The sequence below is a fragment of the Variovorax sp. GW531-E2 genome, assembly GCF_059423125.1.
On sequence record NZ_JBWKXQ010000048.1, the window covers coordinates 1 to 22,469 of the forward strand.

A 22,469-nucleotide genomic window follows, 5' to 3' on the forward strand; every position below is an offset into this window, starting at 1 on the left:
GCCACCCCCACATCGCCCACCGCGACGGCGCCCTGCACGTCGAGGGCGTCACGCTCGACGCGCTGGCGCGCACGCACGGCACGCCGCTGTTCGTCTATTCGAAGCAGTGGATGCTCGACGCCCTGGCCGCCTACCAGCGCGGCTTCGAGGGTCGCGACGCGCTCATCTGCTACGCGATGAAGGCCAACTCCTCGCTCGGCGTACTGCGCGTGTTCGCCGAAGCCGGCTGCGGTTTCGACATCGTCTCGGGCGGCGAGCTGTCGCGCGTGCTGGCCGTGGGCGCCGACCCGAAGAAGATCATCTTCTCGGGCGTCGGCAAGACGCGCGCCGAGATGCGCCAGGCCCTGGCGGCCGGCATCGCCTGCTTCAACGTCGAGAGCGAAGCCGAGCTCGACGTGCTCAACGAGGTGGCGCTGGCCGAGAAGGTGCGCGCACCGATCAGCATCCGCATCAATCCGAACGTCGACCCGAAGACGCATCCCTACATTTCCACCGGCCTCAAGGGCAACAAGTTCGGCATCGCGCACGACCGCGCGGTGCAGGCCTACCAGCACGCCGCCCGGCTGCCGGGCCTCGAGGCGGTCGGCATCGACTGCCACATCGGCTCGCAGATCACCGAAGCCTCGCCCTACCTGGACGCCTGCGACCGCGTGCTCGACCTGGTGGAAGCCATCGAGGCCGCCGGCGTGCCGATCCATCACCTGGACTTCGGCGGCGGCCTGGGCATCGACTACAACGGCGAAGTGCCGCCCATGGCCGATGCGCTGTGGCTGCAGCTGCTCGCCAAGCTCGACGCGCGCGGCTTCGGCCAGCGCAAGCTGGTGATCGAACCCGGCCGCTCGCTGGTCGGCAACGCCGGCGTCTGCGTGACCGAGGTGCTCTACACCAAGCCCGGCGAAGACAAGAACTTCTGCATCGTCGACGCGGCCATGAACGACCTGCCGCGCCCCGCGATGTACCAGGCCTTCCAGAAGATCGTGCCGCTGCGCGAGCGCGCCGGCGACGCGCCGACCTACGACGTGGTGGGCCCGGTCTGCGAAAGCGGCGACTGGATCGGCCGCGACCGCGCACTCAACGTGGTGGCCGGCGACCTGCTGGCCGTGCTGTCGGCCGGTGCGTACTGCATGAGCATGGCCAGCAACTACAACACGCGCGGCCGTGCCGCCGAGGTGCTGGTGAGCGGCGCCGCAGCCAAGCTGATCCGCCGCCGCGAGACGATGGAAGACCAGCTGCGCGCCGAGATCGACGGCTGATCCGGTCTCAGCCGGTGCGCAGCGGCTTTTCGCTGCCGCGCACGGCCACTGCGGGCCTGGCCTGGCGCTTGCGCGCGAAATTCCAGACGCGCCACGCCAGCAGCACGCCGATGATCGCGGCATAGACGAACACCTCGGCGAAGTTGTTCTTGCCCGCCCGCATCCAGAAGAAGTGCAGCAGCCCGAGCCCCGCGATCAGGTAGACCAGTTTGTGCAGCAACTGCCAGCGTTTGGCGCCCAGGGCCTTGATCGCGCGGTTGAACGACGTGGCCGCCAGCGGCGTCAGCAGCACGAAGGCCGAGAAGCCCACCAGGATGAACGGCCGCTTGGCGATGTCCTTGGCGATTTCGCCCCACTCGAAACCCATGTCGAACCAGCTGTAGCACAGCAGGTGCAGCACCACGTAGAAGTACGCGAACAGGCCCAGCATGCGGCGCAGCCGCGCCAGCGCGTTGAGCTTGGCGATCACGCGCAGCGGTGTCACCGCCAGCACGATGCACAGGAAGCGCAAGGTCCAGTCGCCCGTCGCGCGGATCAGGAACTCGGCGGGGTTCGCGCCCAACCCGTCGGTGAAGGCGCCGAAGGCCAGCCGCGCGAACGGCAGCAGGCACAGCAGGAAGACGACCGGCTTGGTCGCCGGGTGCATGAGCAGCTTGTTCAGCATGGCGCAACGACCGGGCGGGCGCGCCCGCTCAGTAGTTCTTCTTCAGGTCCATGCCGGCGTAGAGCTGGCCGACCTGCGCCTCGTAGCCGTTGAACATCTCGGTCTTGCGCCGCTTCGCGAACAGGCCGCCGCCGTCGCCGATGCGGCGCTCGGTCGCCTGGCTCCAGCGCGGGTGGTCGACGGTCGGGTTCACGTTCGAATAGAAGCCGTACTCCTGCGCCGCCGCCTTGTTCCAGGCCGTGCTCGGCTCCTTCTCGACGAAGCGGATCTTGACGATCGACTTGGCCGACTTGAAGCCGTACTTCCATGGCACCACGAGCCGCACCGGCGCGCCGTTCTGGTTGGGCAGCACCTCGCCGTACATGCCGAAGGCCAGCAGCGTGAGCGGGTGCATCGCCTCGTCCATGCGCAGGCCCTCGGTGTAGGGCCAGTCGAGCACGCGCGAGCCGACGAAGGGCATGGTCTTCGGGTCGGCCAGCGTCACGAACTCGACGAACTTGGCGTTGCCCTGCGGCTCGACCTTCTTGATGAGCTCGGCCAGCGAGTAGCCGACCCACGGGATCACCATCGACCAGCCCTCGACGCAGCGCAGGCGGTAGATGCGTTCTTCCTGGGCGCTGAGCTTGAGCAGGTCTTCGATGCCGTACTTGCCCGGCTTCTTGACCAGCCCCTCGACCTCCACGGTCCACGGCCGCGTCTTGAGGGTGCCGGCGTTCTTCACCGGATCACCCTTGTCGACGCCGAACTCGTAGTAGTTGTTGTAGCTGCTCGCGTCCTTGTAGTCGGTGAGCTTTTCCATCGTCTGCGCGCCCGGCACGGCCGATTTGGCGCCCGGCAACAGGGCCAGCTTGTGCGGGCCGGTCGCCTGGGCGAAGGCCTCGCGCCCGGCAAAGGTGGCGAGCGCCGCACCCGCGGCACCGCCGGCCATCAGCTTGAGCAGGTCGCGCCGGCCTTCGTAGGCAGCGCGCGGCGTGATCTCGCTCGACAGCGGATGGTTGAAACCGTGGGTGTCGCGACGGTGCGAACGGGAAGGGAACGACATGGCAGGCCTTTCGCGTGAATCGTTGTGCTCAGGGTAGTTCGTGACATGCCCCGGTTTGGTTACGCGCCATGGCGGCGCGTGGTTTCAATTCTTCGCAAAAGGCGCCAGGCCTGCGCTTACAGCGTGCCGTAGCTGTGCAGCCCGCTCAGGAACATGTTCACGCCCAGGAAGGCGAAGGTGGTCACGGCAAGGCCGGCCAGCGCCCACCAGGCCGCCACGGTGCCGCGCAGGCCCTTCACGAGGCGCATGTGCAGCCAGGCCGCGTAGTTGAGCCAGACGATCAGCGCCCAGGTTTCCTTTGGGTCCCAGCTCCAGTAGCCGCCCCAGGCATCGGCCGCCCACAGGGCGCCGAGCACGGTCGCGATGGTGAAGAAGGCGAAGCCGACGGTGATCGACTTGTACATGACGTCGTCGAGCACCTCGTTGGCCGGCAGGCGCGCCGCGATGCGCTTGCGGCCCAGCAGGATGCCCGCGGCGATCAGCGCCGAGATGCCCGCGTAGATCACCCAGTAGCTGCCGCCGGCTTCCTGCACGCGCTGGCGGAAGGCCACCGGCACGAAGCACAGCGCCACGCCCAGGAGCCAGATCGGCGTGAGCTTGTACCAGCGGGTCTCGCTCGCCTGTTCCTTGATGAGGTACGCAAACGCGACCATCGCCGCGAGCGCGAAGGTGCCGTAGCCGATGAAGTTGGCGGGCACGTGCAGCTTCATCCACCAGCTCTGCAGCGCGGGCACCAGCGGCTGGATCTCGTGCGCCTCGCGCACGATCGTGTACCAGAGCAGGAAGCCCACCGCCGCGCTGACCACCAGCATCACGAAGGCACCCAGCGCGCGCGTGTTGTAGCGCTCTTCGAAGTACAGGTAGAACGCGGCCGTCAGCCAGCAGAACAGCACGAACACTTCGTACAGATTGCTCACCGGAATGTGGCCGATGTCCGGGCCGAGCTGGTGGCTTTCGTACCAGCGCACCATGGTGCCGATCAGCGCCATGGTCACGGCCGCCCACGCCAGGCGTGAGCCGATCAGGTCGAAGGTGTCGGCCTGTTGCTTGCCGGCGGCGAAGCCGATCCAGTAGAACAGCGTGCTCATGAAGAACAGCACGCTCATCCAGAGGATGGCCGACTGGCTCGACAGGAAATACTTGAGCCAGAACACCGAGTCGGCGCGCGCCAGGTCGCCCTGGTAGGAACTGATGGCCAGCAGCGAGGCCGCGGCCACCACCAGCGTCAGCACCCGCAGCGGGCGCCAGAACCAGCAGATGCCGATGACCGAAATCAGCGCGGCCACCAGGATCGGCTTTTCGTAGCTGTCCATCGAGCCGGCGTGGCGCATGAAGGCGAACGCGCCGCCGGCCAGCACCAGCGCCGCGAACACCCAGTCGAACAGGTTGCGGCGGGAGAGCCAGCTTTCGTGGAGCGTGAGGGTCGTGGTGTTCATGGTGACGCCGGTTCTTCTTTCTTCAGGGCGAGCAACCTGTGCTTCAGGTGCTCGAATTCGCGATCGCTGTCCAGGGTCTTGCGGTTGACCGAGAACGCCATCGTGGCGACCGTTTCGCGGCCGTCGTTGTCTCCAGAGGCGCCGCCGCCGGGTGTCAGCCACACCCACAGGCGGCGCTCGCGCACGTACAGCATGGCAAAAATACCGACGATCAGCAACAGACACCCCAGATAGACGATGTTCTTGCCAGGGGCGCGCGCCACCTGGAACACGCTGGCCTGCACCTGGGTGAAGTCGGTCATCATCATCGAGACCGGCGCCGGGTAGAAGTGCGCGTCGCTCAGGGCCAGCACGGCCTGCGTCAGGTAGCCCTGCGATTTCTCGTCGTTCGGCAGCGCGGCCAGGCCGGCGCCTTCGCGGCTCAGGTTGAGCACCTCGAACAGCACGTCGTTGAGAATGCGCACCAGCACCGTACCGGCGCGCTCGCGCTCGGCCTCGGGCACGTTGGCTTCCATGAATTCGGCAATCGCCTGCCAGCCGCCCTGCGACGCGGCGTCGGCCTTGGCGCGCTCGGCCCCCGAGAACAGCGCCAGCGCGCGGGCGGCCGACACGCGCAGCTGCTCGGCCATCTCCGGGCGCTTCGGGTCGGTCGCCTTGGCGATGTAGCGCTGGATGGCGCGCTCGCGCGTGGCGGGGTCGCCCAGCGCGGTGCGCATGCGCACGAAGCCGTCCATCGAGCCCTGCTCGTCGGCCGGCACGCGCAGGTAGCGGAACGGCTCCTCGGGCTTCTCGCGCATGCCCAGCAGGAACACCGGCTGGCCGTCGCCGGCGTCGACCGGCACCATGTAGTTCTGGTACTCGCGCGCCTGGCCGGCCGCATCGCGCAGCTTGTAGCCGATGCTGGGGCCGATGTTGCGCAGCACCTTGGGCTTGTTGGTCTTGTTGGCGGCGCCCAGGCGCGACTCGATGCCGTGGCGCAGGTCGACCTTGCGCACGTCGGCGCCGCTGCCCATGGCGCCGCCATCGGCGAAGTTCTCGACGTTGATCACCCGCAGCGCGGCGTACTCGAGCGTGAGCTTGTCCTTGCCGTTGGTGATCTCGGTGCTCGGGCCGCCGATGATGCCCTCGACCTCGAAGGGCTTGGCCGCGGCCGCCATCGGCACCGCCTTGAGCTTCACCGTGGAGCCGCCGTCGTCGAAGCTCGACTGGTAGATCTCCACGCCCTTGTAACTGGCCGGGTGGTTCACCTCGATGCGCGCGGGCACCTGCTCGCCGCTCTCGCGGTCGTGCAGCACCACCTCGCTGGCGAACAGCTTGGGCATGCCGGTCGAGTAGTAGTCGACGATGAACTTCTTCAGCTCGATGGTGAACGGCAGCTCCTGCAGCAGCACGCCGTCGGCCTGGTTCAGGATGGCCACGTTGCCCCGCCCACCCTCGGGCACGAGGATGTTGCCGCGGAAGGTCGGGTTGGCGGTCGACAGGCGGTGCTCGGGCGCCACGTCGGCGATCATGCCGCCGCCCGTGAACACGCTCTTGCCGTTGAACCAGGTCTGGGCGCGTACCACGAGATCGCCGTCGAGCAGGCCGCCGATGCACACCAGCACGATGGCGCTGTGCGCGGCGATGTAGCCCAGCTTGTGGGCACCGCCGGCGCGCGCCGCGACCATCCAGCCGGCCGAGGCCTTGCCGTCGGCGCTGGCGTTGCGCTGCTGCAGCTTGACCTTCCAGCCGCCGCTCACCAGCAGCTGGCCGATGCGGTTGGCCGCCATGTCGGGCGTTTCCGCCAGCCGGTTCTCGGCGCGCTGGCCGAAGGCCTTGAGGCTCTGGGCGCGGATGTCTTCCTTGAAGGTGCGCAGGTCGATCAGGATGCGCGGCGTGTTGCGCGCGACGCACAGCGACGTGCTGATCACCAGGAACAGCAGGATCAGAAGGAACCACCAGGCGCTGTAGACCGAGTCGAGCCGTGCCGTGCGGAACAGCTCGGCCCAGAAGGGCCCGAACTGGTTGATGTAGTTGTTGATCGGCTCATGCTGCTTGAGCACGGTGCCGATGATCGAGGCGATGCAGATGACCGTGAGCAGCGCGATCGCGAAGCGCATCGACGACAGCAGTTCCACCGCGGCGCGAAGCAGCTGCGGGCCGCGATGCACGCGAAGGCCATGGGTGGAGACGGTCATCGGGAGGGAACCAGGAAAGAGGAAAAAAACAAAAGGGCGGGCCATCCTCCTGGATCGGCCCGCCCTTTGTTTGGGATTTTTATCGGCGGTTAGTTCACGCTGGACAGCGCGACGGCGGAAATCAGCGCAGGCCGGCGATGTAGTCGGCGACAGCCTTGATTTCGCGGTCGTTGAGCTTGGCGGCCACGCCGTTCATGGGCGAGCTGTTCAGGCGGACGTTGTCGCGGAAGGCCACGAGCTGGGTCACGGTGTAGTCGGCGTGCTGGCCGCCCAGGCGCGGGTACTGGGCCGGGAGGCCGGCGCCGTTCGGGCTGTGGCAGCCGGCGCAGGCCGGGATCTGGCGATCGCCGATGCCGCCGCGGTAGATCTTCTCGCCGAGGGCGACCGTGTCCTTCTCCTTCGAGAAGCCCGGCTTGATCTTCTTGGAGCCGACGAACCAGGCGATGTTGCGCATGTCTTCTTCGGACAGCGCCGAGGCCAGCGGCTTCATGATGGCGCTCTTGCGCTTGCCGGACTTGAAGTCCTGCAGCTGCTTGAGGATGTATTCGGGGTGTTGTTGCGCCAGCTTGGGGTTGGCTGCGATGGCCGAGTTGCCGTCCGCGTTGTGGCACGAAGCGCAGCTTTGGCTGTTGGCCGGCGTCGCATTGAACAGCGTGTCGCCCTTGGCGGGATCGGGCTTGGCCGGCTTGGCGGCTGCCGCTGCGGGGGCAGCTGCATGCTCACCGGCTGCAAAACTCGCGCTGGCTGCGACGCCCATGAGGGCTGCAAGCAGAATATTGGCAAACAACTTCATATCGGGGGCTTCGAATTTATGGCGCAAAACCCCGCGATTCTACAATGGCGCCCCGTTCCGAAAGCCCATTGATGACCTCCCCGCGCGCCAAGTCCGCCGCTTATCCTCCCCGCGCGGCCCCTGCCGTGGACCCGCAGGTCGCTGAACGCGAGCGCGTGGCCCTCGGTTGGCTGCACACCGCCCACTTCCTGACCAGCGCTCCACAACTCGAGCACCTGCCCCCAGTCGACCTGCCTGAGATCGCTTTTGTCGGCCGATCGAACGCCGGCAAATCGACCGCCATCAACACCCTGACGCAGCAGACGCGCCTGGCCTTCGCCTCGAAGACGCCGGGCCGCACGCAGCACATCAACCTGTTCGGCATCGGCAAGCAGAAGGTCGACGACGCCGTGCTGGCCGACCTGCCCGGCTACGGCTACGCGGCCGTGCCGAAGGAAGCCAAGCTGCGCTGGCAGCGCGTGATGGGGAACTACCTCATGACGCGCGAAAGTCTGCGCGGGGTTGTCCTGATGTGCGATCCGCGCCACGGCATGACCGAGCTCGACGAGATCCTGCTCGACGTGATCCGCCCGCGCGTCGAGCAAGGCCTCAAATTCCTCGTGCTGCTGACCAAGTCCGACAAGCTCACGCGCACCGAAGCCGCCAAGGTGCTGTCGATTACGCGACTGAACGCCGGCGGCGGCGAGGTCAAACTGTTCTCGGCCCTGAAGAAGCAAGGGGTCGGCGAAGCGGCCGAGCTGCTGTGGCGCTGGGTGCACCCCGACGATGCCGCGCCAGCGCCCGCGCCGCCACCGGCCGACGACGCCTGATGCGCTAGAAGACCCGGCTGCATCGAGCGTCCCGCCTGCGAAGTTCACTATCAAAACAATAGCGACAGTCAACCCAAGGAGACACGAAGCATGATCGAGACCTTCCAACGCAGCCTGCCCAACGGCACCACCCTGAGTTGCCGCGCCGCCGGCAAGCCGGGCCAGCCGCTGATGGTGTTCCTGCACGGCTTCCCCGAAGCCGCGTTCATCTGGGACGAACTGCTCGCCTACTTCTCGGACCCGGCCCACGGCGGCTACCGCTGCGTGGCGCCCAACCTGCGTGGCTTCGAGAAGTCCAGCGCGCCCACGGAAGTGGCCGACTACAAGGCCCACCTGCTGATCCAGGACATCCAGCAGCTCGTGGCCACCGAGAGCGCCGACGGCACCATGGCCGCGCTGGTGGCCCACGACTGGGGCGGCGCCTTCGCCTGGGGCTACGCCAACGCCTTTCCGCAGCAGGTCGGCAAGCTGGTCATCATCAATTCGCCGCACCCGGGCACCTTCACGCGCGAGCTGCGCAACAACCCGGCGCAGCAGCAGGCCAGCGCCTACATGCACTTCCTGGCGCGCCCCGACGCCGAAGCCCTGCTCGCGGCCGACGACTTCAAGCGCATGTGGCCCTTCTTCCTGCTGATGAAGGCCGGCCCGGACGGCTTCGGCTGGCTCACCGAGGAAGTGAAGCAGCAGTACCGCGAGGTCTGGAGCGCGGGCCTCACGGGCGCCTGCAACCTGTACCGCGTCACGCCGATGAAGCCGCCACTGCCGGGCCAGTCGATCGACAGCATTCCGGTGCTGCCGCGCGAACGCCTCACGGTGACCATGCCGACCTTCGTGTTCTGGGCACTCGACGACGCCGCGCTGCTGCCGGGCCTGCTCGAAGGGCTGGAAGACTACGTGCCCCAGCTCGAGGTCAAGAAGGTGCCGAACGCCACCCACTGGATCGTGCACGAGCAGCCGCAGCTGGTCGCGCGCGAGATCGAGGGCTTCCTGGCCCGCAATTGAGGCGGCCGCCGCCGGGCCGCCCCAAGGCGGGCCGCGCCTCCCCCTCGGGGGGTGGAGTTACACGCAGCGAAGCGAAGTGAAAAGCCGGGGGGCTTTCAATAGATCGGCGGCTCGCCCTCGGGGCGGGTCTTGAACCGGCGGTGCACCCAGTAGTACTGGGACGGCATCGTGTCGATGTAGCCCTGCAGGCGCTCGTTCATGAGCGCCGTGTCGGCCTCGACGTCGTCGGTCGGGAAGTTCTGCCACGCCGACAGCACCTGGATCTCGTAGCCGCCCGGCGTGAGCTTCGCCACCACCGGCACCACCTTGGCCTTGCCCAGCCGCGCAAAGCGCGACAGCGAGGGCACGGTGGCCGCCTGCACGCCGTAGAAGGGCACGAAGATGGTCTGGTCGCGCCCGAAATCCATGTCGGGCAGCAGGTACAGCAAACCGCCCTTGCGCAGCCCCGAGAGGATGGGCTTGATGCCGTCCACCCGGTTGAGCGCCGCCACGTCGCCGAAGCGCGTGCGGCCTTCGCGGATCCAGGCGTCGACCATCGGGTCGCGCTGGGTCGTGTAGATCGTGGCCGACGGGCGCGCCGTGTGCATGGTGAGCGCGGTGGCCGCGGCGTCGAGGCCGTAGAAGTGCGGCGCGAACAGGATCATCGGCGCCTCGCCCTCGGCGATTTCGCGGATTTCCGGCGCCGCGCCCACGATCGTGAGCCGGCTCTTCACCACCTTCTCGGGCGCATGCCACAGCCAGCTGCGGTCCAGCCATGACTGCGCGACGAAGACGAAGGTCTCGCGCGCGATGGCGCGGCGCTCGGCCTCCGATTTTTCGGGGAAGCACAGGGCCAGGTTCCGGTCGACCACGCGCCGCCGCGGCACGGCGATGGTGTGCAGCAGGCGGCCGAGGACCCTGCTGAAGCCGCGCACCAGCGGCAGGGGCAGCGGGGCCAGCACCCGCATGAAGCCGATACCGAGTCGGGAACTGAGACTCATGACGCAGCCCCTCCGGCGGCGTTGGCCACCACGGCGGGTTCGCCGCGCGGCTCCTTGTAGCGCGCGTAGTCCCAGACGTACTGGCCGGGCAGGCTGTGGATCAGGCGGCCGATGCCGTCGTTCATGGCGGCGGCGGCGTCCTCGATGGAGGCCTCGGGGTCGGTGAGCGCGGTGCCGACGATCGGCTCGAAGCGGATCACGTAGCCCGCGCCGCGCGGCAGGCGCTCGCACACGCTGAGGAAGCAGGCGGCGCCGGTCTGTTGGGCCAAACGGGGAAGCAGGGTCATGGTGTAGGCGGGGCGGCCGAGGAAAGGCGCCCACACGCCCTGCCCCAGCGGCGGCACCTGGTCGGGCAGGATGCCGGTGTAGCCGCCGCTGCGCAGCGTGCGGATCAGGCCGCGCACGCCGGTGTTGTTGGTCGGCAGGGTCTGCAGGCCGGGCCGGTCGCGCGAACCCGCGGCGATCAGGTCGGCCATCCATTTCTTGCGCGCCGGACGGAACAGCGCGGTGATCGGCCCGAAGTCCGCGAGAAAGCGCTCGCCGATGGCCTGGCCGCACATCTCCCAGCTGCCCAGGTGCGGTGCCACGAGGATCACGCCCTTCTTGGCGCGCATCGCGGCCTCGAAGGCCTCGACGCCTTCCCAGCGCACCACGCGCGTCAGCACGCTCTCGCCCTGCGGGCGCAGCCACAGCCAGGGCAGCTCGGACGCCATGTGGCCGGCGGCGGCGATGGCGGGACGGTACTGCGCGGGCGAGAAGCCGGCGCTCTCGGCGTTGGCCTTGAAGCGGCGGCGGTAGTCCGGCGCGCACCACCAGACCAGCCATCCCAGCAAGGCGCCGAGCCGATGCATCAGCGGCATCGGCACGCGGGCAAGCAGGCGGAACAGGGTGATCATTGAACGGGGAGGGGGAGAGAGTCAGGGAGGGTCAAAAGGCGGACGCGCGCGCATGGTATTGCGCGGCTCGAATAGAATGCAAATTGTCGCCGAGTTACGGAACAACTTGCAGGGCGACACCCACAAGCGCGAATGCGATTGTGTCCCGTCGATACGTCGACATCTGCTAAAGCGTTCGCCAGGGCTCCGCAGAGTTGGCAACGCGCCAATTGAACTTCAAGGAGTGACCACAGTGGCGAACGACTTTCTCTTTACCTCCGAATCGGTCTCCGAAGGCCATCCCGACAAGGTCGCGGACCAGATCTCGGACGCGATCCTCGACGCGATCTTCGAACAGGACCCCCGCAGCCGCGTCGCCGCCGAAACGCTGACCAACACCGGCCTCGTGGTGCTTGCCGGCGAGATCACGACCAACGCGCACGTCGACTACATCCAGGTCGCGCGCGACACCATCAAGCGCATCGGCTACGACAACACCGAGTACGGCATCGACTACAAGGGTTGCGCGGTGATGGTCTGCTACGACAAGCAGTCCAACGACATCGCCCAGGGCGTGGACCACGCCTCCGACGACCACCTGAACACCGGCGCCGGCGACCAGGGCCTGATGTTCGGCTACGCCTGCGACGAGACGCCCGAGCTGATGCCCGCGCCGATCTACTACGCGCACCGCCTCGTGGAGCGCCAGGCCCAGCTGCGCAAGGACGGCCGCCTGCCCTTCCTGCGCCCCGACGCCAAGAGCCAGGTCACGATGCGCTACGTGGACGGCAAGCCCCACAGCATCGACACCGTGGTGCTCTCGACGCAGCACAGCCCCGACCAGAGCGAAACCTCGACCAAGATGAAGGCCTCGTTCAACGAGGCCATCATCGAGGAGATCATCAAGCCCGTGCTGCCCAAGGAATGGCTGCAGAACACGCGCTACCTGATCAACCCGACCGGCCGCTTCGTCATCGGCGGCCCGCAGGGCGACTGCGGCCTCACCGGCCGCAAGATCATCGTCGACACCTACGGCGGCGCCTGCCCGCACGGCGGCGGCGCGTTCTCGGGCAAGGACCCGTCCAAGGTCGACCGCTCGGCCGCCTACGCCGCGCGCTACGTGGCCAAGAACATCGTGGCCGCTGGCCTGGCGCGCCAGTGCCAGATCCAGGTGGCGTACGCCATCGGCGTGGCCCAGCCGATGAACATCACGGTCTACACCGAAGGCACCGGCGTGATCCCCGACGAGAAGATCGCCGAGCTCGTGCGCGAGCACTTCGACCTGCGTCCGAAGGGCATCATCCAGATGCTCGACCTGCTGCGCCCGATCTACCAGAAGACCGCCGCCTACGGCCACTTCGGCCGCGAAGAGCCCGAGTTCACCTGGGAAGCCACGACGCAAGCGGCCGCACTGCGCGCCGCAGCCGGCCTCAAGTAAGCACTGCGACTACCGGGCCTCAAGGCCCGCCGTCCCCTCGGGGCGGCGGGCCTTTTCCTTTCATGGCGCGTTCGCTCAGAAGCGGTACGCGCCGCTCAGGCCCACCGTCCAGTTGCGGTCCGGCGCGGGCTCGTAGAAGCGCGCATTGCCTTCGTTGACGATGACCGAGCCCATGTAGCGCCGGTCGAACAGGTTGTCGACGCGCGCGAAGGCGTTGAAGTCCCAGCGCTCCCACTTCTTCAGGTAGCCGGCGTACAGCGCCGCCACGGCGTAGCCGTGCGCGCTCGCGGTGTTCAGGTCGTTGGCCTGGATGCGGCTCAGGGCGCGCATCTCGACGCCGGCGCGCCAGCCTTCGGGCGGCACCCAGCCGAGCGAGGCGAACAGCGACTGCCGCGCAATGCCCGGGATGCGGTTGCCCGCGTTCACGGCGTTGCCGCCCGCACAGGGCGACGGCGAGCAGAACGCATCGCGGTAGGTCGCGTCCAGCCAGGTGTAGGCGACCTGCGTGCGCCAGTGGTCGGCCGTTTCGTGCTGCCAGCCCAGCTCGAAGCCGTTGCGCCGCGTGCGCCCCGCGTTCTGGAAGGTGGCGCGACCGCCGCTGTTGGTGGCGGTGACGATCTCGTCGCGCGTGCGGGTGTGGAACAGCGCCGCCGTCAGCAGGCCGCCGGCCAGCCGCGCCTTCGCGCCCACCTCGAGGCTGTCGTTCACCGACGGCCGCAGCCCGAAGTTGAGCCCGCTGGCACCGCCCGGGCGGTACGACAGCTCGTTGAGCGTCGGCGTCTCGAAGCCCCGGCCGACCGAGCCGTACACCGCGAGATCGGGCGTGGCCTGGTAGCGCAGCGAGGCCACGGGCAGGGTCTTGCTGTAGCTCGCGCTGCCGCTGTCGTCGCGGTTGGCACCACCGATGTAGAGGTCGTGCGAATCGAAGTGCACACGGCTGCGACGCACGCCGGCCTCGAGCGTCCAGCGCTCCGCGAAGCGCCAGGCGGCCTGCGCATAGGGGTCGAGGTTCCAGACCTCGTTGCGCTCGTTGCGGCGCAGGCGCCCCTGCACGCCCAGCAGGGGCGCGGCCACCGGGCCCAGGTAGTTCTCGTAGCCGCGGCGGCGCTCGCGCAGGCTGTCGTAGCCCAGGCCCGCCACGAGGTCGAAGGGCCGGTCGGCCAGCTGCAGTGCGGCGGTCCAGCGCAGGTCGACGCCGCCGTACTGGCGCGTGAGGTCGATCACCCCGCCCGCATGCAGCGGGCTCTGCTGCGCCGACGGCGGGATCGACTGGAACTGCACGGTCTTGCGCTCGCCGCCGTAGACCATGAACTGCAGCGCCTGTTCGGCACTGAGGCGCCGTTCGTAGCGCAGGCCGACCTGCGTCTGCTCGACCGTCTTGCGCGTGTCGTACTGCAGCGCCAGCGGCGCCTTGCGCGGTGCCTGCGCAACCTGCTCGGCCGTCAGGCCCAGCGGGTCTTGCGCCTCGATGCGCACGCTGTTGAACACCAGCGTGAGCTTGTCGCCGTTATCGAGCGCGATACCCAGCTTGCCGTTCGCGATGTTGCGCCGCGCGGCACTCTGCTCGCGCCAGCCGTCGGTGCGAAAGTGGCTCGCGCCGAGCAGGTAGTCGACCGCGCCCTGCGAACCGCTCAGCTGCAGCGACTGGCGCCAGCTGCCGAAGCTGCCGCCGGCCAGCGAGTACGACAGGCGCGGCGCGCCCTCCCCCGAGGCCGTGAACGCCTGCACCACGCCGCCCGACGAATTGCCGTACAGCGCCGAGAACGGCCCGCGCAGCACTTCGACGCGGTCGACCGAGCCGATGTCGATGTTCGAGGTCTGCCCCTGCCCGTCGGGCAAGGTGGCCGGAATGCCGTCGACGTACAGGCGCACGCCGCGCACGCCGAAGGTCGAGCGCGCGCCGAAGCCGCGCACCGACAGCTGCAGGTCCTGCGCGTAGTTCATGCGGTTCTGCACCTGCAGGCCGGGCACGGCGCCCAGGCTCTCGGACAGGTTGACCTGCATCCGGCTGTCGCGCATCTCGTCGCCATCGACGCGGTCGACCGAGCCGGGCACGAGAAACGGAGACAGCGTGCCGCGCGGCGTCGAAACGGTGACATCGCGCAGCGTGCCGGCCGGCGACGTGGCGGGTTGCTGGCCGTGCACGGCCAGCGGAGCGCCCAGGATCAGCAGGCGAAGCGGGTAGGAGAGTGCGGCATTCATCGGCACCGATTCTGCGTCGGTGCCCTGCCCCTTTCGCCTAGCGCGAACCCGTGCGCGGCGACCGGCGCCAGCCGTACCAGGCGCACACGAGCACCGGAATGCCCAGGCCCACCCAGGCCACCATGTCGCCGAGGCCGCCATCGCTGAACAGCGCGGTGATGAGGCCGACCGTGGTCATCACGCCGAGCGCGATCGGCCAGCCCCACATGCGCCAGAAGGACTGGTGCGGTGCCTTGTGGTGCGTCGTCATGCCTGCACCTTCATGGCCGGTGCCGGCTCGGGCTGCGGGTCCGACGCCGAGGGCGGCGCGCGCTCCGTGGCGGGCGCCGCGGTCGGGGTCGCCCGGGCCGGCACGGTGTTGCCGCGCTTGAGCCACAGGTACAGCCCGCTGCCCAGCACGATGATGGTCGCGATGTCCAGCAGCGCCCACAGGATCTGCATCGGCATGCCGCCGTAGTCGCCGAAGTGCAGCGGCTGCGACACCAGCAGGCCCGTGAGGTACCACGGCATCTTCGGCGCCGCCGTCACCTCTGCGGTCTTGGCATCGACCAGCACCGGCTGCAGCAGCTTCGAGGTGAAGGGCTCGTTGCCGCGCAGGAAGAAGGTCGTGTGGTGCGGGCTCGAGAACGAGGTGCCCGGGAAGGCGATGAACGACAGCTTCATGCCGGGCGCCTTCTGCATCGCACCTTCCATCGAGCGCTGCAGCGAGCCGCGCTCGGCCACCGGCACCACCGGCTCGTTCTTGTAGGGCGCGAGCAGCGTGCTGAGCTGGTCGTACTGCCAGTACTTGATGATCAGGTCGGCCCACGTGTTGATCATGCCGGTGGAGCCCACCACGAACAGCCACACCAGCGTGACGATGCCCAGCAGGTTGTGCAGGTCGAGCCACTTCAGGCGCGGGCGCTTCTCGCGCCGCACGGTGCCGAAGTCGAGCTTGCGCATGAACGGCGAATACAGCACCACGCCCGAGACGATGGCCACCAGCAGCAGCAGCCCCATGAAGCCCAGGAACAGCTTGCCCGGCAGCCCGGCGAACAGGTCGACGTGCAGCTTGAACATGACGTACATGAAGCCCTGGCTGAACTCCGGCTGCGCCAGCACGACGCCGGTGCGCGCATCGACCGCCACCGACTTGAAGTCTTCGGTGGGCTCGGGCGTGGGCGTGAGCGTGACGAACCACAGGCCGTCGTCGTCCTCGGGCTGCGAGACGAACTGCACCACGCGGTCGGGGTGCTTGGCGCGGCCGATCTCGACCACCTTGTCCAGGCTGATGCGCGGCGTGTTCGCCGGCATCTTCGGCGCCTCGACCTCGGTGCCCAGCAGGTGGCCGATCTCGTGGTGGAAGATCAGCGGCAGGCCGGTGATGCACAGCAGCAGCATGAACACCGTGCAGACAAGGCTGCTCCACTTGTGCACCCAGGCCCAGGTCTTGATCTTTCGGCTGTCCATGTCGTCGTGCGTCGTTGGGTGGTGAAAAGGCTAGAAGCGGTAGGTGGCGCTCGCCACGATGTTGCGGCGTGCACCGTACCAGCAGTCGCCACGCGACAGGCAGGTGCTGAAGTACACCTTGTCCGTCACGTTGTTGATGTTGAGCGCATAGCGCCACTGGGCCGTATCGTAGGCAAACACCAAGTCGGCCAGCGCCACGCCCGGGATGCGCGGGCCGGTGCCGAACTGGGTGTCGCGGAACGAACTCATCACGCGCACGCCGGCGCCGGCCGAGAAGCCGCTCATGCCGGCCACCGAGAACCTGTACTTGGCCCAGAAGCTGGCCTGGTGCTTGGGCAGGCCTTCGATCTGCGCGTCGGCGTCGGTGTAGTTGTAGTGGGCGATCAGGTCGAGGTTGGCGCCCACCGAGCCCTTGGCTTCCAGTTCCACGCCCCGGGTCTTGGTCAGGCCGCGCTGCGAGAACACCTTCGGCTGCTCCTCGACGATCTGGTTCTTCTCGCGCAGGTCGTACACCGCGGCGCTGAAGGCCATGGCGCGGTTCTTCGGCTCGTACTTGACGCCCGCTTCCCACTGCTCGCCGCGCAGCGGCGAGAAGATGCGGCCTTCGCGCGGCGACTGCGGCGTGAACGACTCGCTGTAGCTCAGGTACGGCGACCAGCCCGACGGATGGGCGTACATCACGCCCAGGCGCTTGGTGGTGGCGCTGCTCTTTTGCTCGTCGCTGCCGGCGGCGCTGGACACGGCCCGGTCATGGCGCAGGCCGGCCACGAAGATCCAGTTGTCGAGCTTGATCTGGTCCTGCAGGTACAGGCCGGTCTGGCGCTGGCGGGTGCGCGGACGCGCCACGCGCTCGGGTTCGTCCACGTGGCCGTACACCGGCGCATAGAGGTCGATGGTGTCGGCGGTGGTGCCGCCCCAGACGTTCTCGCGCTGGCGCGCGAAGTCCGCGCCCACGAGCAGCGTGTGCTGGAGCGCGCCGGTCTGGAAGTGGCCCTCGACGTGGTTGTCCAGCGTCTGCGTGCGGTTGCGGGTCAGCTGGCTGTCGAAGTAGCGGGGGAACACGCGCTTGAAGATCGGGTCGGTCGACCAGCTGTCGAAGCCGCTGAACGCACCGCCGTAGTGGTAGCGGTTGTCGTTTTCGTTCTTCGCATAGCGGAAGTTCTGGCGCACGGTCCAGCTGTCGTTGAACTTGTGCTCGAACTGCCAGCCGAAGGTCTGGCGCTCGCTGTTGTAGTAGTCGCCGGCCTCGCCGATGAAGCGGCTGGCGGGCACGCGGCCGTTCGGGTTCGGCAGCAAGGTGCCTTCCCACGGCAGGAACTGCGAGCTGCTGCCGCTCTTGTCTTTTTGCCACAGCCCCTGCAACGTGAGCGAGGTCGCCGCGTTGGGGCGCCAGGTGAGCGAGGGCGCGATCACGCTGCGGTCGTCGGGCACGTTGTCCACCTGCGAGTCGGACTTGCGCTGCAGCGCGATCAACCGGTACGACAGCGAGCCATCGGCATTCAGCGGACCGGTCAGGTCGGCCTGCACCTGCTTGCGGCCGAAGCTGCCGAACTGCACGCCCACCTCGCGCTGGGCCTCCTGCAGCGGCCGCTTGCTGACCATGTTGACCACGCCCGCCGCGGTGCCCGCGCCGAACAGCATGCCCGAGGGGCCGCGCAGCACCTCGAGGCGCTCCAGCGTGTAGGGCTCGGTGCGCGTGGTGCTGGTGTAGTAGCCGTAGGCCTGGCGCAGGCCGTCGAGGTAGATGTCGGGGTAGGCGCCGCGCACGCGGATCGAGTCGGTGCGCGAATCGACACCGTAGGCGTCGGAGCGCACGCCCGCCGCATAGTTGAGGGCGTCCTGCAGGTTGTTGGCGCCCTGGTCGACCATCTGGTCGCGCGTGATCACGGTGACGGACTGCGGCGTTTCCGACAGCGGCGTGTCGGTCTTGGTGGCGGTGACGGCGTTCTTCGCGCGGTAGCCGATCACGGGCGAGGTGGCGGTCTCGGCTTCGGCGTTCGCATCGACGCGCACTTCAGGCAGCGAGCCCGTGCCGCCCGTTTGCGCCAGAACGTGCTGCTGCGCGTAGATCGCCAGACAGCCCACCAGCACCGAAGCGGCCCTGCGCCGCGCCCTCATTCTTGCCATGTTTTTATTGCTCATTGAACACTATTGATAACAATTCGCATTCTATTGTCAAGAAAGTCGCGGTCCACGGGTTTTCCAGCACCCGGGGGCGAAGCGTTGCAAAACCGCCGCGGTCGCCGCCGCGCGCCGGGCTACGATGCCGCCCGCACGCCCTTGCGTGCGCTGACAGGCCCCATGCTCAAGCTCCTCGCCTTGTTGTTTCCTGCGCTGCGCGGCCCGGCGCTGGTGCTGGTCGTGCTGGTGCTCACCGGCTGCGCCGGCCTGCCGCCGCGCCTGCCCGATGGGCCGCCCTCGATCGCCATTCCCGCTTCGGCCGCCACCCCGCTCGGCCACGCCGCCGCCAGCCTCGATTCACCGCCCGACGGGCTGTCGAGCATGCGGCCGCTGATCGAGGCCTCGTTCGCGCTCGATGCGCGGCTGGAACTCATCCGCCGCGCCCGGGCCTCGCTCGACGTGCAGACCTACCAGCTCGGCAACGACAAGACCGGCCGCCTGCTCCTGCGCGAACTGCGCGACGCCGCCCGGCGCGGCGTGCGCGTGCGCCTGCTGCTCGACGACTTCTACACCGCCGGCATGGACCGCCTGCTGCTCGGGCTGGCCGCAGAGCCGAACGCGCAGGTGCGGCTGTTCAACCCCTTCGTGAACGCGCGCGATCACTCGTCGCTGCGCTGGCTCGAGTTCTTCGGCGATTTCCGGCGGCTCAACCACCGCATGCACAACAAGCTGTTCATCGCCGACGGTGCCATGGCCATCGCCGGCGGACGCAACCTCGCGGACGAGTATTTTTTGCGCAGCGAGAGCGCCAACTTCATCGACTTCGAGCTGCTGCTGGCCGGCCCGGTGGTGCCGCAGTCGGCCGGAATCTTCGACACCTACTGGAACAGCGACGTGGTCTACCCGCTGCAGCGCATGGCCGGCACGACGCTCACGCCCGACGAGCTCAAGGCCGCCTTCGACGCCGCGACCTCGCCCGCCTTCGCGCCTCTGCCCGATCCGCTGGCCGCCACCGACCTGCTGGGCGACCTGCCGCTGGGCGCGCAGCTGGACAACATCGGCGAGACGCGCTGGATCCGCGCCGAGGCCGCCGCCACCGCCGACAGCCCGAACAAGGCCCTGGGCACGATGGCGCGCCCGCAGGAGTCGCTGGCGCAGCGCTTCCACGAGATGCTGGGCGCCGCGAAGTCGAACGTGGTGGTGATCTCGCCCTACTTCATTCCCGGCGACGAGGGCATGGAGCGCATCCGCATGGGCCGCGACCACGGCCTGAGCATCACCGTGGTCACCAACTCGCTGGCCGACAGCGACGAGCCGCTGGTGAACATCAACTACAACCGCTACCGCGTCGACATGCTCAAGCTCGGCGTGAACCTGTACGAGGTCAGCACGCAGCAGCTCAAGCGCAGCGGCCAGTTCCGCAGCCTGCTCAAGAAGGCGCGCGGTCGCCTGCACGCCAAGCTGGCGCTGGTCGACCGCCAGTGGGTGCTGCTGGGCTCGATGAACCTCGACCCGCGCTCGGCCCTGCTGAACACCGAGTTCGGCGTGCGCGTGCGCAGCTTCGAGCTCACGCAGGCGCTGCTCTTCGCCTACCAGCTGGACGACATGGAAGGCGTGTACCGCGTCGTGCTCAAGCCCGACGGCCAGAACGTGCAATGGATCGGCACCGGCGACGTGCACAACGAGGTGCTCGACAGCGAGCCCGACTCCAGCATGCTCACGCGCCTGCAGCTGCTGCTGTTCTCGTGGTTCGTGCCGACCGACCAGCTGTGAACGGCGAGCGGGCAGCCCCCCGTCGCATCCTCACCACAAATGCAAACGCCTCGCATTTAGCTCTTTAGAATTCAGCCCGCCGCGTCCAGCGGCCGTCATGGCGTCCCGCCACGGAGATTCTTCCGTCCGCGCTGCGCCATTGCCTCACCCAGACATTTCCAGTTCAAGGCAGGGCACGACAACGCCCTTCGTCTCTCGCGACGAAGGGCGTTGTCGCGTACGGCTGCGCCTGCGCGGCGCCGCCCTCCAAGAACAAGCACAACCGGACAACATGAAGCCCTCCTCCCGCACAGCCACCCGCACCGCCACCCCCTCGCGCCCGCTGTGGCCCCTTTCGCTGCTGGCCGGCGCCGCCCTCGCGTCGCTGTCGGGCGTCGCGCTGGCACAGGCCAGCGCCTCGACCCTGAAGGAAGTCACCGTCAGCGCCGAGGACGACAAGGGCTACGCCCCCGCCGCCGCCAGCACCGCCACCAAGGGCAGCGCGCCGCTGCGCGACGTGCCGCAGGCCGTGAACGTGCTGCCCGAGCAGCTGCTGCGCGACCAAGGCGCCGTGTCGATGCAGGACGCCCTGCGCAATGTGCCGGGCGTGAGCTTCAACCACGGCGACGGCCAGCGCGACCAGGTCGTGATCCGCGGCTTCAGCGGCATCTCCGACTGGTTCGTCGACGGCGTGCGCGATGACGCCCTGTACTTCCGCGACCTCTCGGACACCGAGCGCATCGAGGTGCTCAAGGGCCCGGCCGCCGTGCTCTACGGCCGCGGCTCCTCGGGCGGCCTGATCAACCGCGTGACCAAGAAGCCCGTGTTCGAGCGCCGCTTCGGCGAGGTCTCGCTGGGCCTGGGCAGCCACCACTACACGCGCAGCACGCTCGACCTGAACACGCCCATCGGCGAGAACATGGCCTTCCGCCTGAACGTGGCGGGCGAGCAGTCGGACAGCTACCGCGACCAGCAGTTCACCGACCGCCACAACATCGCGCCCTCGCTGGCGATCAAGTTCAGCCCGCAGACCGACCTGCTGCTGCAGTACACCAACCTGCGCGACCAGCGCCTCACCGACTTCGGCATCCCGGCGCTCAACGGCCGCCCGGTCGACGTGCCCATCGGCGCCTACTACGGCTCGGCGCACGGCAAGCGCGACGACACCGTGACCAGCAAGGTGCAGACCTTCACCGCCACGCTGAACCACCGCTTCAGCGACGCGCTGAGCCTGCGCAACACCACGCGCTATTCGAGCTACCACCTGGACCGCAACAACACGCTGCCCAGCGGCACCACCGACCCGGTGCGCCTGACGGTGGGCCGCACGCGCGGCATCGTCGACCGCGACGAGAGCGGCTGGTTCAACCAGACCGACCTGACCTGGCGCAACGACCTGGGCGGTTTCAAGCAGGAGTGGCTGGTCGGCGCCGAGTTCGGCGTGCAGCGCAAGCGCCTTTTCAGCGTGTCTTCCGCCACAGGAGCGCAGCGCGTGAACCTGTTCAGCCCGGTGGCGGACCCGCTGCCGATCCCGCTGGCCACCTACCTCGCCGACGGCGCGATCCCGAGCAACAGCGAGTTCAAGACCGCGGCCGTGTACTTCCAGGACCAGATCACGCTGGCGCCGCACTGGAAGGCGCTGATCGGCGGGCGCTACGACGTGTTCAAGCAGGACACCAGCTTCGAGCGCAAGCTCGCGCCGCTGGAACGCACCGACCGCAAGTTCAGCCCGCGCGCCGGCGTGGTGTGGCAGCCCGACACGGTGCAGTCGTACTACGTGTCGTACAGCCGCTCGTTCCAGCCCTCGGGCGAGAACTTCGCGCTGTCCACCGGCAACATCGACAACGCACCCGAAATCACCGTCAACAAGGAAATCGGCGCCAAGTTCGACCTGCTCGACGGCGGCCTGAACCTCACGACCGCGCTGTTCAACCTGGAGCGCTCGGGCATCAAGAACACCGACCCGAACAACCCGCGCCGCCAGATCAACGTCGGCACGCAGCGCACCAACGGCCTGGAGCTCGCGCTCAACGGCCGCCTGCCGGGCCGCTGGGACGTGAGTGCGGGCTATGCCTACCTCGACGCGAAGATGACCAAGTCGCTCGCCACCGTGAGCTCGCTGCAGCTGCCCGTGGGCGCCGCGATCCCGGTGCAGGGCAAGACCGCCGCGCTCACGCCGCGCCACTCGGCCTTCGTGTGGGCCATGAAGGACCTCGGCCACGGCTTCAGCGCCGGCGGCGGCCTGAACTACGTCAGCGCGCGCTATGCCTCGCTGAGCAACCTCGTCACGCTGCCCTCGTACCTGACCGCCGACCTCGCGGCCAACTACAAGACCGAGCGCTACGAGATCGCGCTGAACCTGAAGAACATCGCGAACCGCAAGTACTACGTCTCGGCCCACGGCAGCGTGGACAACCTGATCCTGCCGGGACCGGGGCGCGAAGTGCAGCTGACGCTGCGCGCGAAGTTCTGAGAA

At 68.3% G+C, this 22,469-nt stretch carries 17 protein-coding genes; 6 read left to right on the plus strand and 11 right to left on the minus strand.

The window, feature by feature from the left end; translation table 11 throughout:
* Positions 1 to 1,253 (plus strand): diaminopimelate decarboxylase (gene lysA, locus AC07XP_RS23275; RefSeq protein ID WP_495265996.1); only part of this gene is annotated, 1,253 nt, incomplete at its 5' end.
* 7 nt (positions 1,254 to 1,260) lie between these two features.
* On the opposite strand, the gene msrQ is transcribed toward lysA, so the two are convergent.
* The 5 genes from msrQ to AC07XP_RS23300 all read right to left on the minus strand — a co-directional run bounded on the left by msrQ (position 1,261) and on the right by AC07XP_RS23300 (position 7,365).
* The gene (msrQ, locus tag AC07XP_RS23280) at positions 1,261 to 1,914 is read right to left on the minus strand and encodes a protein-methionine-sulfoxide reductase heme-binding subunit MsrQ (RefSeq protein ID WP_495266019.1); all 654 of its coding nucleotides are present in this window, start codon (positions 1,912 to 1,914) and stop codon (positions 1,261 to 1,263) included.
* A gap of 31 nt (positions 1,915 to 1,945) precedes the next feature.
* A complete protein-coding gene (gene msrP / locus AC07XP_RS23285) occupies positions 1,946 to 2,959 on the minus strand; it encodes a protein-methionine-sulfoxide reductase catalytic subunit MsrP (RefSeq protein WP_159274009.1) in 1,014 nt (337 codons plus the stop codon).
* A 116-nt stretch (positions 2,960 to 3,075) separates the two neighbouring features.
* Entirely contained in the window at positions 3,076 to 4,395 is a 1,320-nt protein-coding gene (gene ccsB, locus AC07XP_RS23290) for a c-type cytochrome biogenesis protein CcsB (protein WP_095743751.1), read from the minus strand.
* The gene (locus tag AC07XP_RS23295; protein ID WP_495265997.1) at positions 4,392 to 6,572 is read right to left on the minus strand and encodes a cytochrome c biogenesis protein ResB; all 2,181 of its coding nucleotides are present in this window, start codon (positions 6,570 to 6,572) and stop codon (positions 4,392 to 4,394) included. The genes ccsB and AC07XP_RS23295 overlap by 4 nt, the downstream gene beginning before the upstream one ends.
* Before the next feature lie 121 nt (positions 6,573 to 6,693).
* Positions 6,694 to 7,365: a c-type cytochrome gene (locus AC07XP_RS23300; RefSeq protein WP_495265998.1), complete on the minus strand. Its 672-nt coding sequence runs from the start codon at positions 7,363 to 7,365 to the stop codon at positions 6,694 to 6,696.
* A gap of 71 nt (positions 7,366 to 7,436) precedes the next feature.
* Between AC07XP_RS23300 and yihA the strand changes: the two genes are divergently transcribed.
* Positions 7,437 to 8,174, plus strand: coding sequence for a ribosome biogenesis GTP-binding protein YihA/YsxC (gene yihA, locus AC07XP_RS23305; RefSeq protein WP_307584259.1), 738 nt, complete (start codon positions 7,437 to 7,439; stop codon positions 8,172 to 8,174).
* Positions 8,175 to 8,264: 90 nt separating this feature from the next.
* Positions 8,265 to 9,176, plus strand: a complete 912-nt coding sequence (locus AC07XP_RS23310) for an alpha/beta fold hydrolase (RefSeq protein ID WP_495265999.1) — start codon at positions 8,265 to 8,267, stop codon at positions 9,174 to 9,176.
* 95 nt (positions 9,177 to 9,271) lie between these two features.
* Here AC07XP_RS23310 and AC07XP_RS23315 read toward each other — a convergent pair whose 3' ends face one another.
* On the minus strand, positions 9,272 to 10,156 hold the full coding sequence (locus AC07XP_RS23315) for an LpxL/LpxP family acyltransferase (RefSeq protein WP_495266000.1): 885 nt from the start codon (positions 10,154 to 10,156) through the stop codon (positions 9,272 to 9,274).
* On the minus strand, positions 10,153 to 11,052 hold the full coding sequence (locus AC07XP_RS23320) for a lysophospholipid acyltransferase family protein (protein ID WP_495266001.1): 900 nt from the start codon (positions 11,050 to 11,052) through the stop codon (positions 10,153 to 10,155). Before AC07XP_RS23320 ends, AC07XP_RS23315 begins: the two co-directional genes overlap by 4 nt.
* Before the next feature lie 232 nt (positions 11,053 to 11,284).
* On the opposite strand from AC07XP_RS23320, the gene metK reads away from it, so the two are divergent.
* Positions 11,285 to 12,469 carry a methionine adenosyltransferase gene (gene metK / locus AC07XP_RS23325; RefSeq protein WP_495266002.1) on the plus strand — a complete coding sequence of 395 codons (1,185 nt, stop codon included), beginning with the start codon at positions 11,285 to 11,287 and terminating at the stop codon, positions 12,467 to 12,469.
* 75 nt (positions 12,470 to 12,544) lie between these two features.
* Here the strand turns inward: metK and AC07XP_RS23330 are convergent, their stop codons facing one another.
* Genes AC07XP_RS23330 through AC07XP_RS23345 form a run of 4 tightly spaced genes read right to left on the minus strand, consistent with a single transcriptional unit; the run spans position 12,545 to position 18,247 of the window.
* Positions 12,545 to 14,671: a TonB-dependent receptor domain-containing protein gene (locus tag AC07XP_RS23330; RefSeq protein ID WP_495266003.1), complete on the minus strand. Its 2,127-nt coding sequence runs from the start codon at positions 14,669 to 14,671 to the stop codon at positions 12,545 to 12,547.
* A 37-nt stretch (positions 14,672 to 14,708) separates the two neighbouring features.
* Positions 14,709 to 14,921 (minus strand): hypothetical protein, encoded by a 213-nt coding sequence (locus AC07XP_RS23335; protein ID WP_070059960.1) that lies wholly within the window; start codon positions 14,919 to 14,921, stop codon positions 14,709 to 14,711.
* Positions 14,918 to 16,120 carry a PepSY-associated TM helix domain-containing protein gene (locus tag AC07XP_RS23340; RefSeq protein WP_495266004.1) on the minus strand — a complete coding sequence of 401 codons (1,203 nt, stop codon included), beginning with the start codon at positions 16,118 to 16,120 and terminating at the stop codon, positions 14,918 to 14,920. The genes AC07XP_RS23335 and AC07XP_RS23340 overlap by 4 nt, the downstream gene beginning before the upstream one ends.
* Positions 16,121 to 16,150: 30 nt before the next feature.
* Positions 16,151 to 18,247, minus strand: a complete 2,097-nt coding sequence (locus tag AC07XP_RS23345; RefSeq protein ID WP_487847984.1) for a TonB-dependent siderophore receptor — start codon at positions 18,245 to 18,247, stop codon at positions 16,151 to 16,153.
* A gap of 174 nt (positions 18,248 to 18,421) precedes the next feature.
* Between AC07XP_RS23345 and AC07XP_RS23350 the strand changes: the two genes are divergently transcribed.
* Positions 18,422 to 20,014, plus strand: coding sequence for a phospholipase D family protein (locus AC07XP_RS23350; RefSeq protein ID WP_495266005.1), 1,593 nt, complete (start codon positions 18,422 to 18,424; stop codon positions 20,012 to 20,014).
* A gap of 271 nt (positions 20,015 to 20,285) precedes the next feature.
* Positions 20,286 to 22,466, plus strand: a complete 2,181-nt coding sequence (locus AC07XP_RS23355) for a TonB-dependent receptor (protein WP_495266006.1) — start codon at positions 20,286 to 20,288, stop codon at positions 22,464 to 22,466.
* Positions 22,467 to 22,469 lie beyond the last annotated feature (3 nt).

Coding starts and splice junctions, on each gene's coding strand:
- msrP (WP_159274009.1), bottom strand. CDS start 2,959: ATGTCGTTCCCTTCCCGTTCGCACCGTCGCGACACCCACGGTTTCAAC.
- ccsB (WP_095743751.1), bottom strand. CDS start 4,395: ATGAACACCACGACCCTCACGCTCCACGAAAGCTGGCTCTCCCGCCGC.
- AC07XP_RS23295 (WP_495265997.1), bottom strand. CDS start 6,572: ATGACCGTCTCCACCCATGGCCTTCGCGTGCATCGCGGCCCGCAGCTG.
- AC07XP_RS23300 (WP_495265998.1), bottom strand. CDS start 7,365: ATGAAGTTGTTTGCCAATATTCTGCTTGCAGCCCTCATGGGCGTCGCA.
- yihA (WP_307584259.1), top strand. CDS start 7,437: ATGACCTCCCCGCGCGCCAAGTCCGCCGCTTATCCTCCCCGCGCGGCC.
- AC07XP_RS23310 (WP_495265999.1), top strand. CDS start 8,265: ATGATCGAGACCTTCCAACGCAGCCTGCCCAACGGCACCACCCTGAGT.
- AC07XP_RS23315 (WP_495266000.1), bottom strand. CDS start 10,156: ATGAGTCTCAGTTCCCGACTCGGTATCGGCTTCATGCGGGTGCTGGCC.
- AC07XP_RS23320 (WP_495266001.1), bottom strand. CDS start 11,052: ATGATCACCCTGTTCCGCCTGCTTGCCCGCGTGCCGATGCCGCTGATG.
- AC07XP_RS23330 (WP_495266003.1), bottom strand. CDS start 14,671: ATGAATGCCGCACTCTCCTACCCGCTTCGCCTGCTGATCCTGGGCGCT.
- AC07XP_RS23335 (WP_070059960.1), bottom strand. CDS start 14,921: ATGACGACGCACCACAAGGCACCGCACCAGTCCTTCTGGCGCATGTGG.
- AC07XP_RS23340 (WP_495266004.1), bottom strand. CDS start 16,120: ATGGACAGCCGAAAGATCAAGACCTGGGCCTGGGTGCACAAGTGGAGC.
- AC07XP_RS23345 (WP_487847984.1), bottom strand. CDS start 18,247: ATGGCAAGAATGAGGGCGCGGCGCAGGGCCGCTTCGGTGCTGGTGGGC.
- AC07XP_RS23350 (WP_495266005.1), top strand. CDS start 18,422: ATGCTCAAGCTCCTCGCCTTGTTGTTTCCTGCGCTGCGCGGCCCGGCG.
- AC07XP_RS23355 (WP_495266006.1), top strand. CDS start 20,286: ATGAAGCCCTCCTCCCGCACAGCCACCCGCACCGCCACCCCCTCGCGC.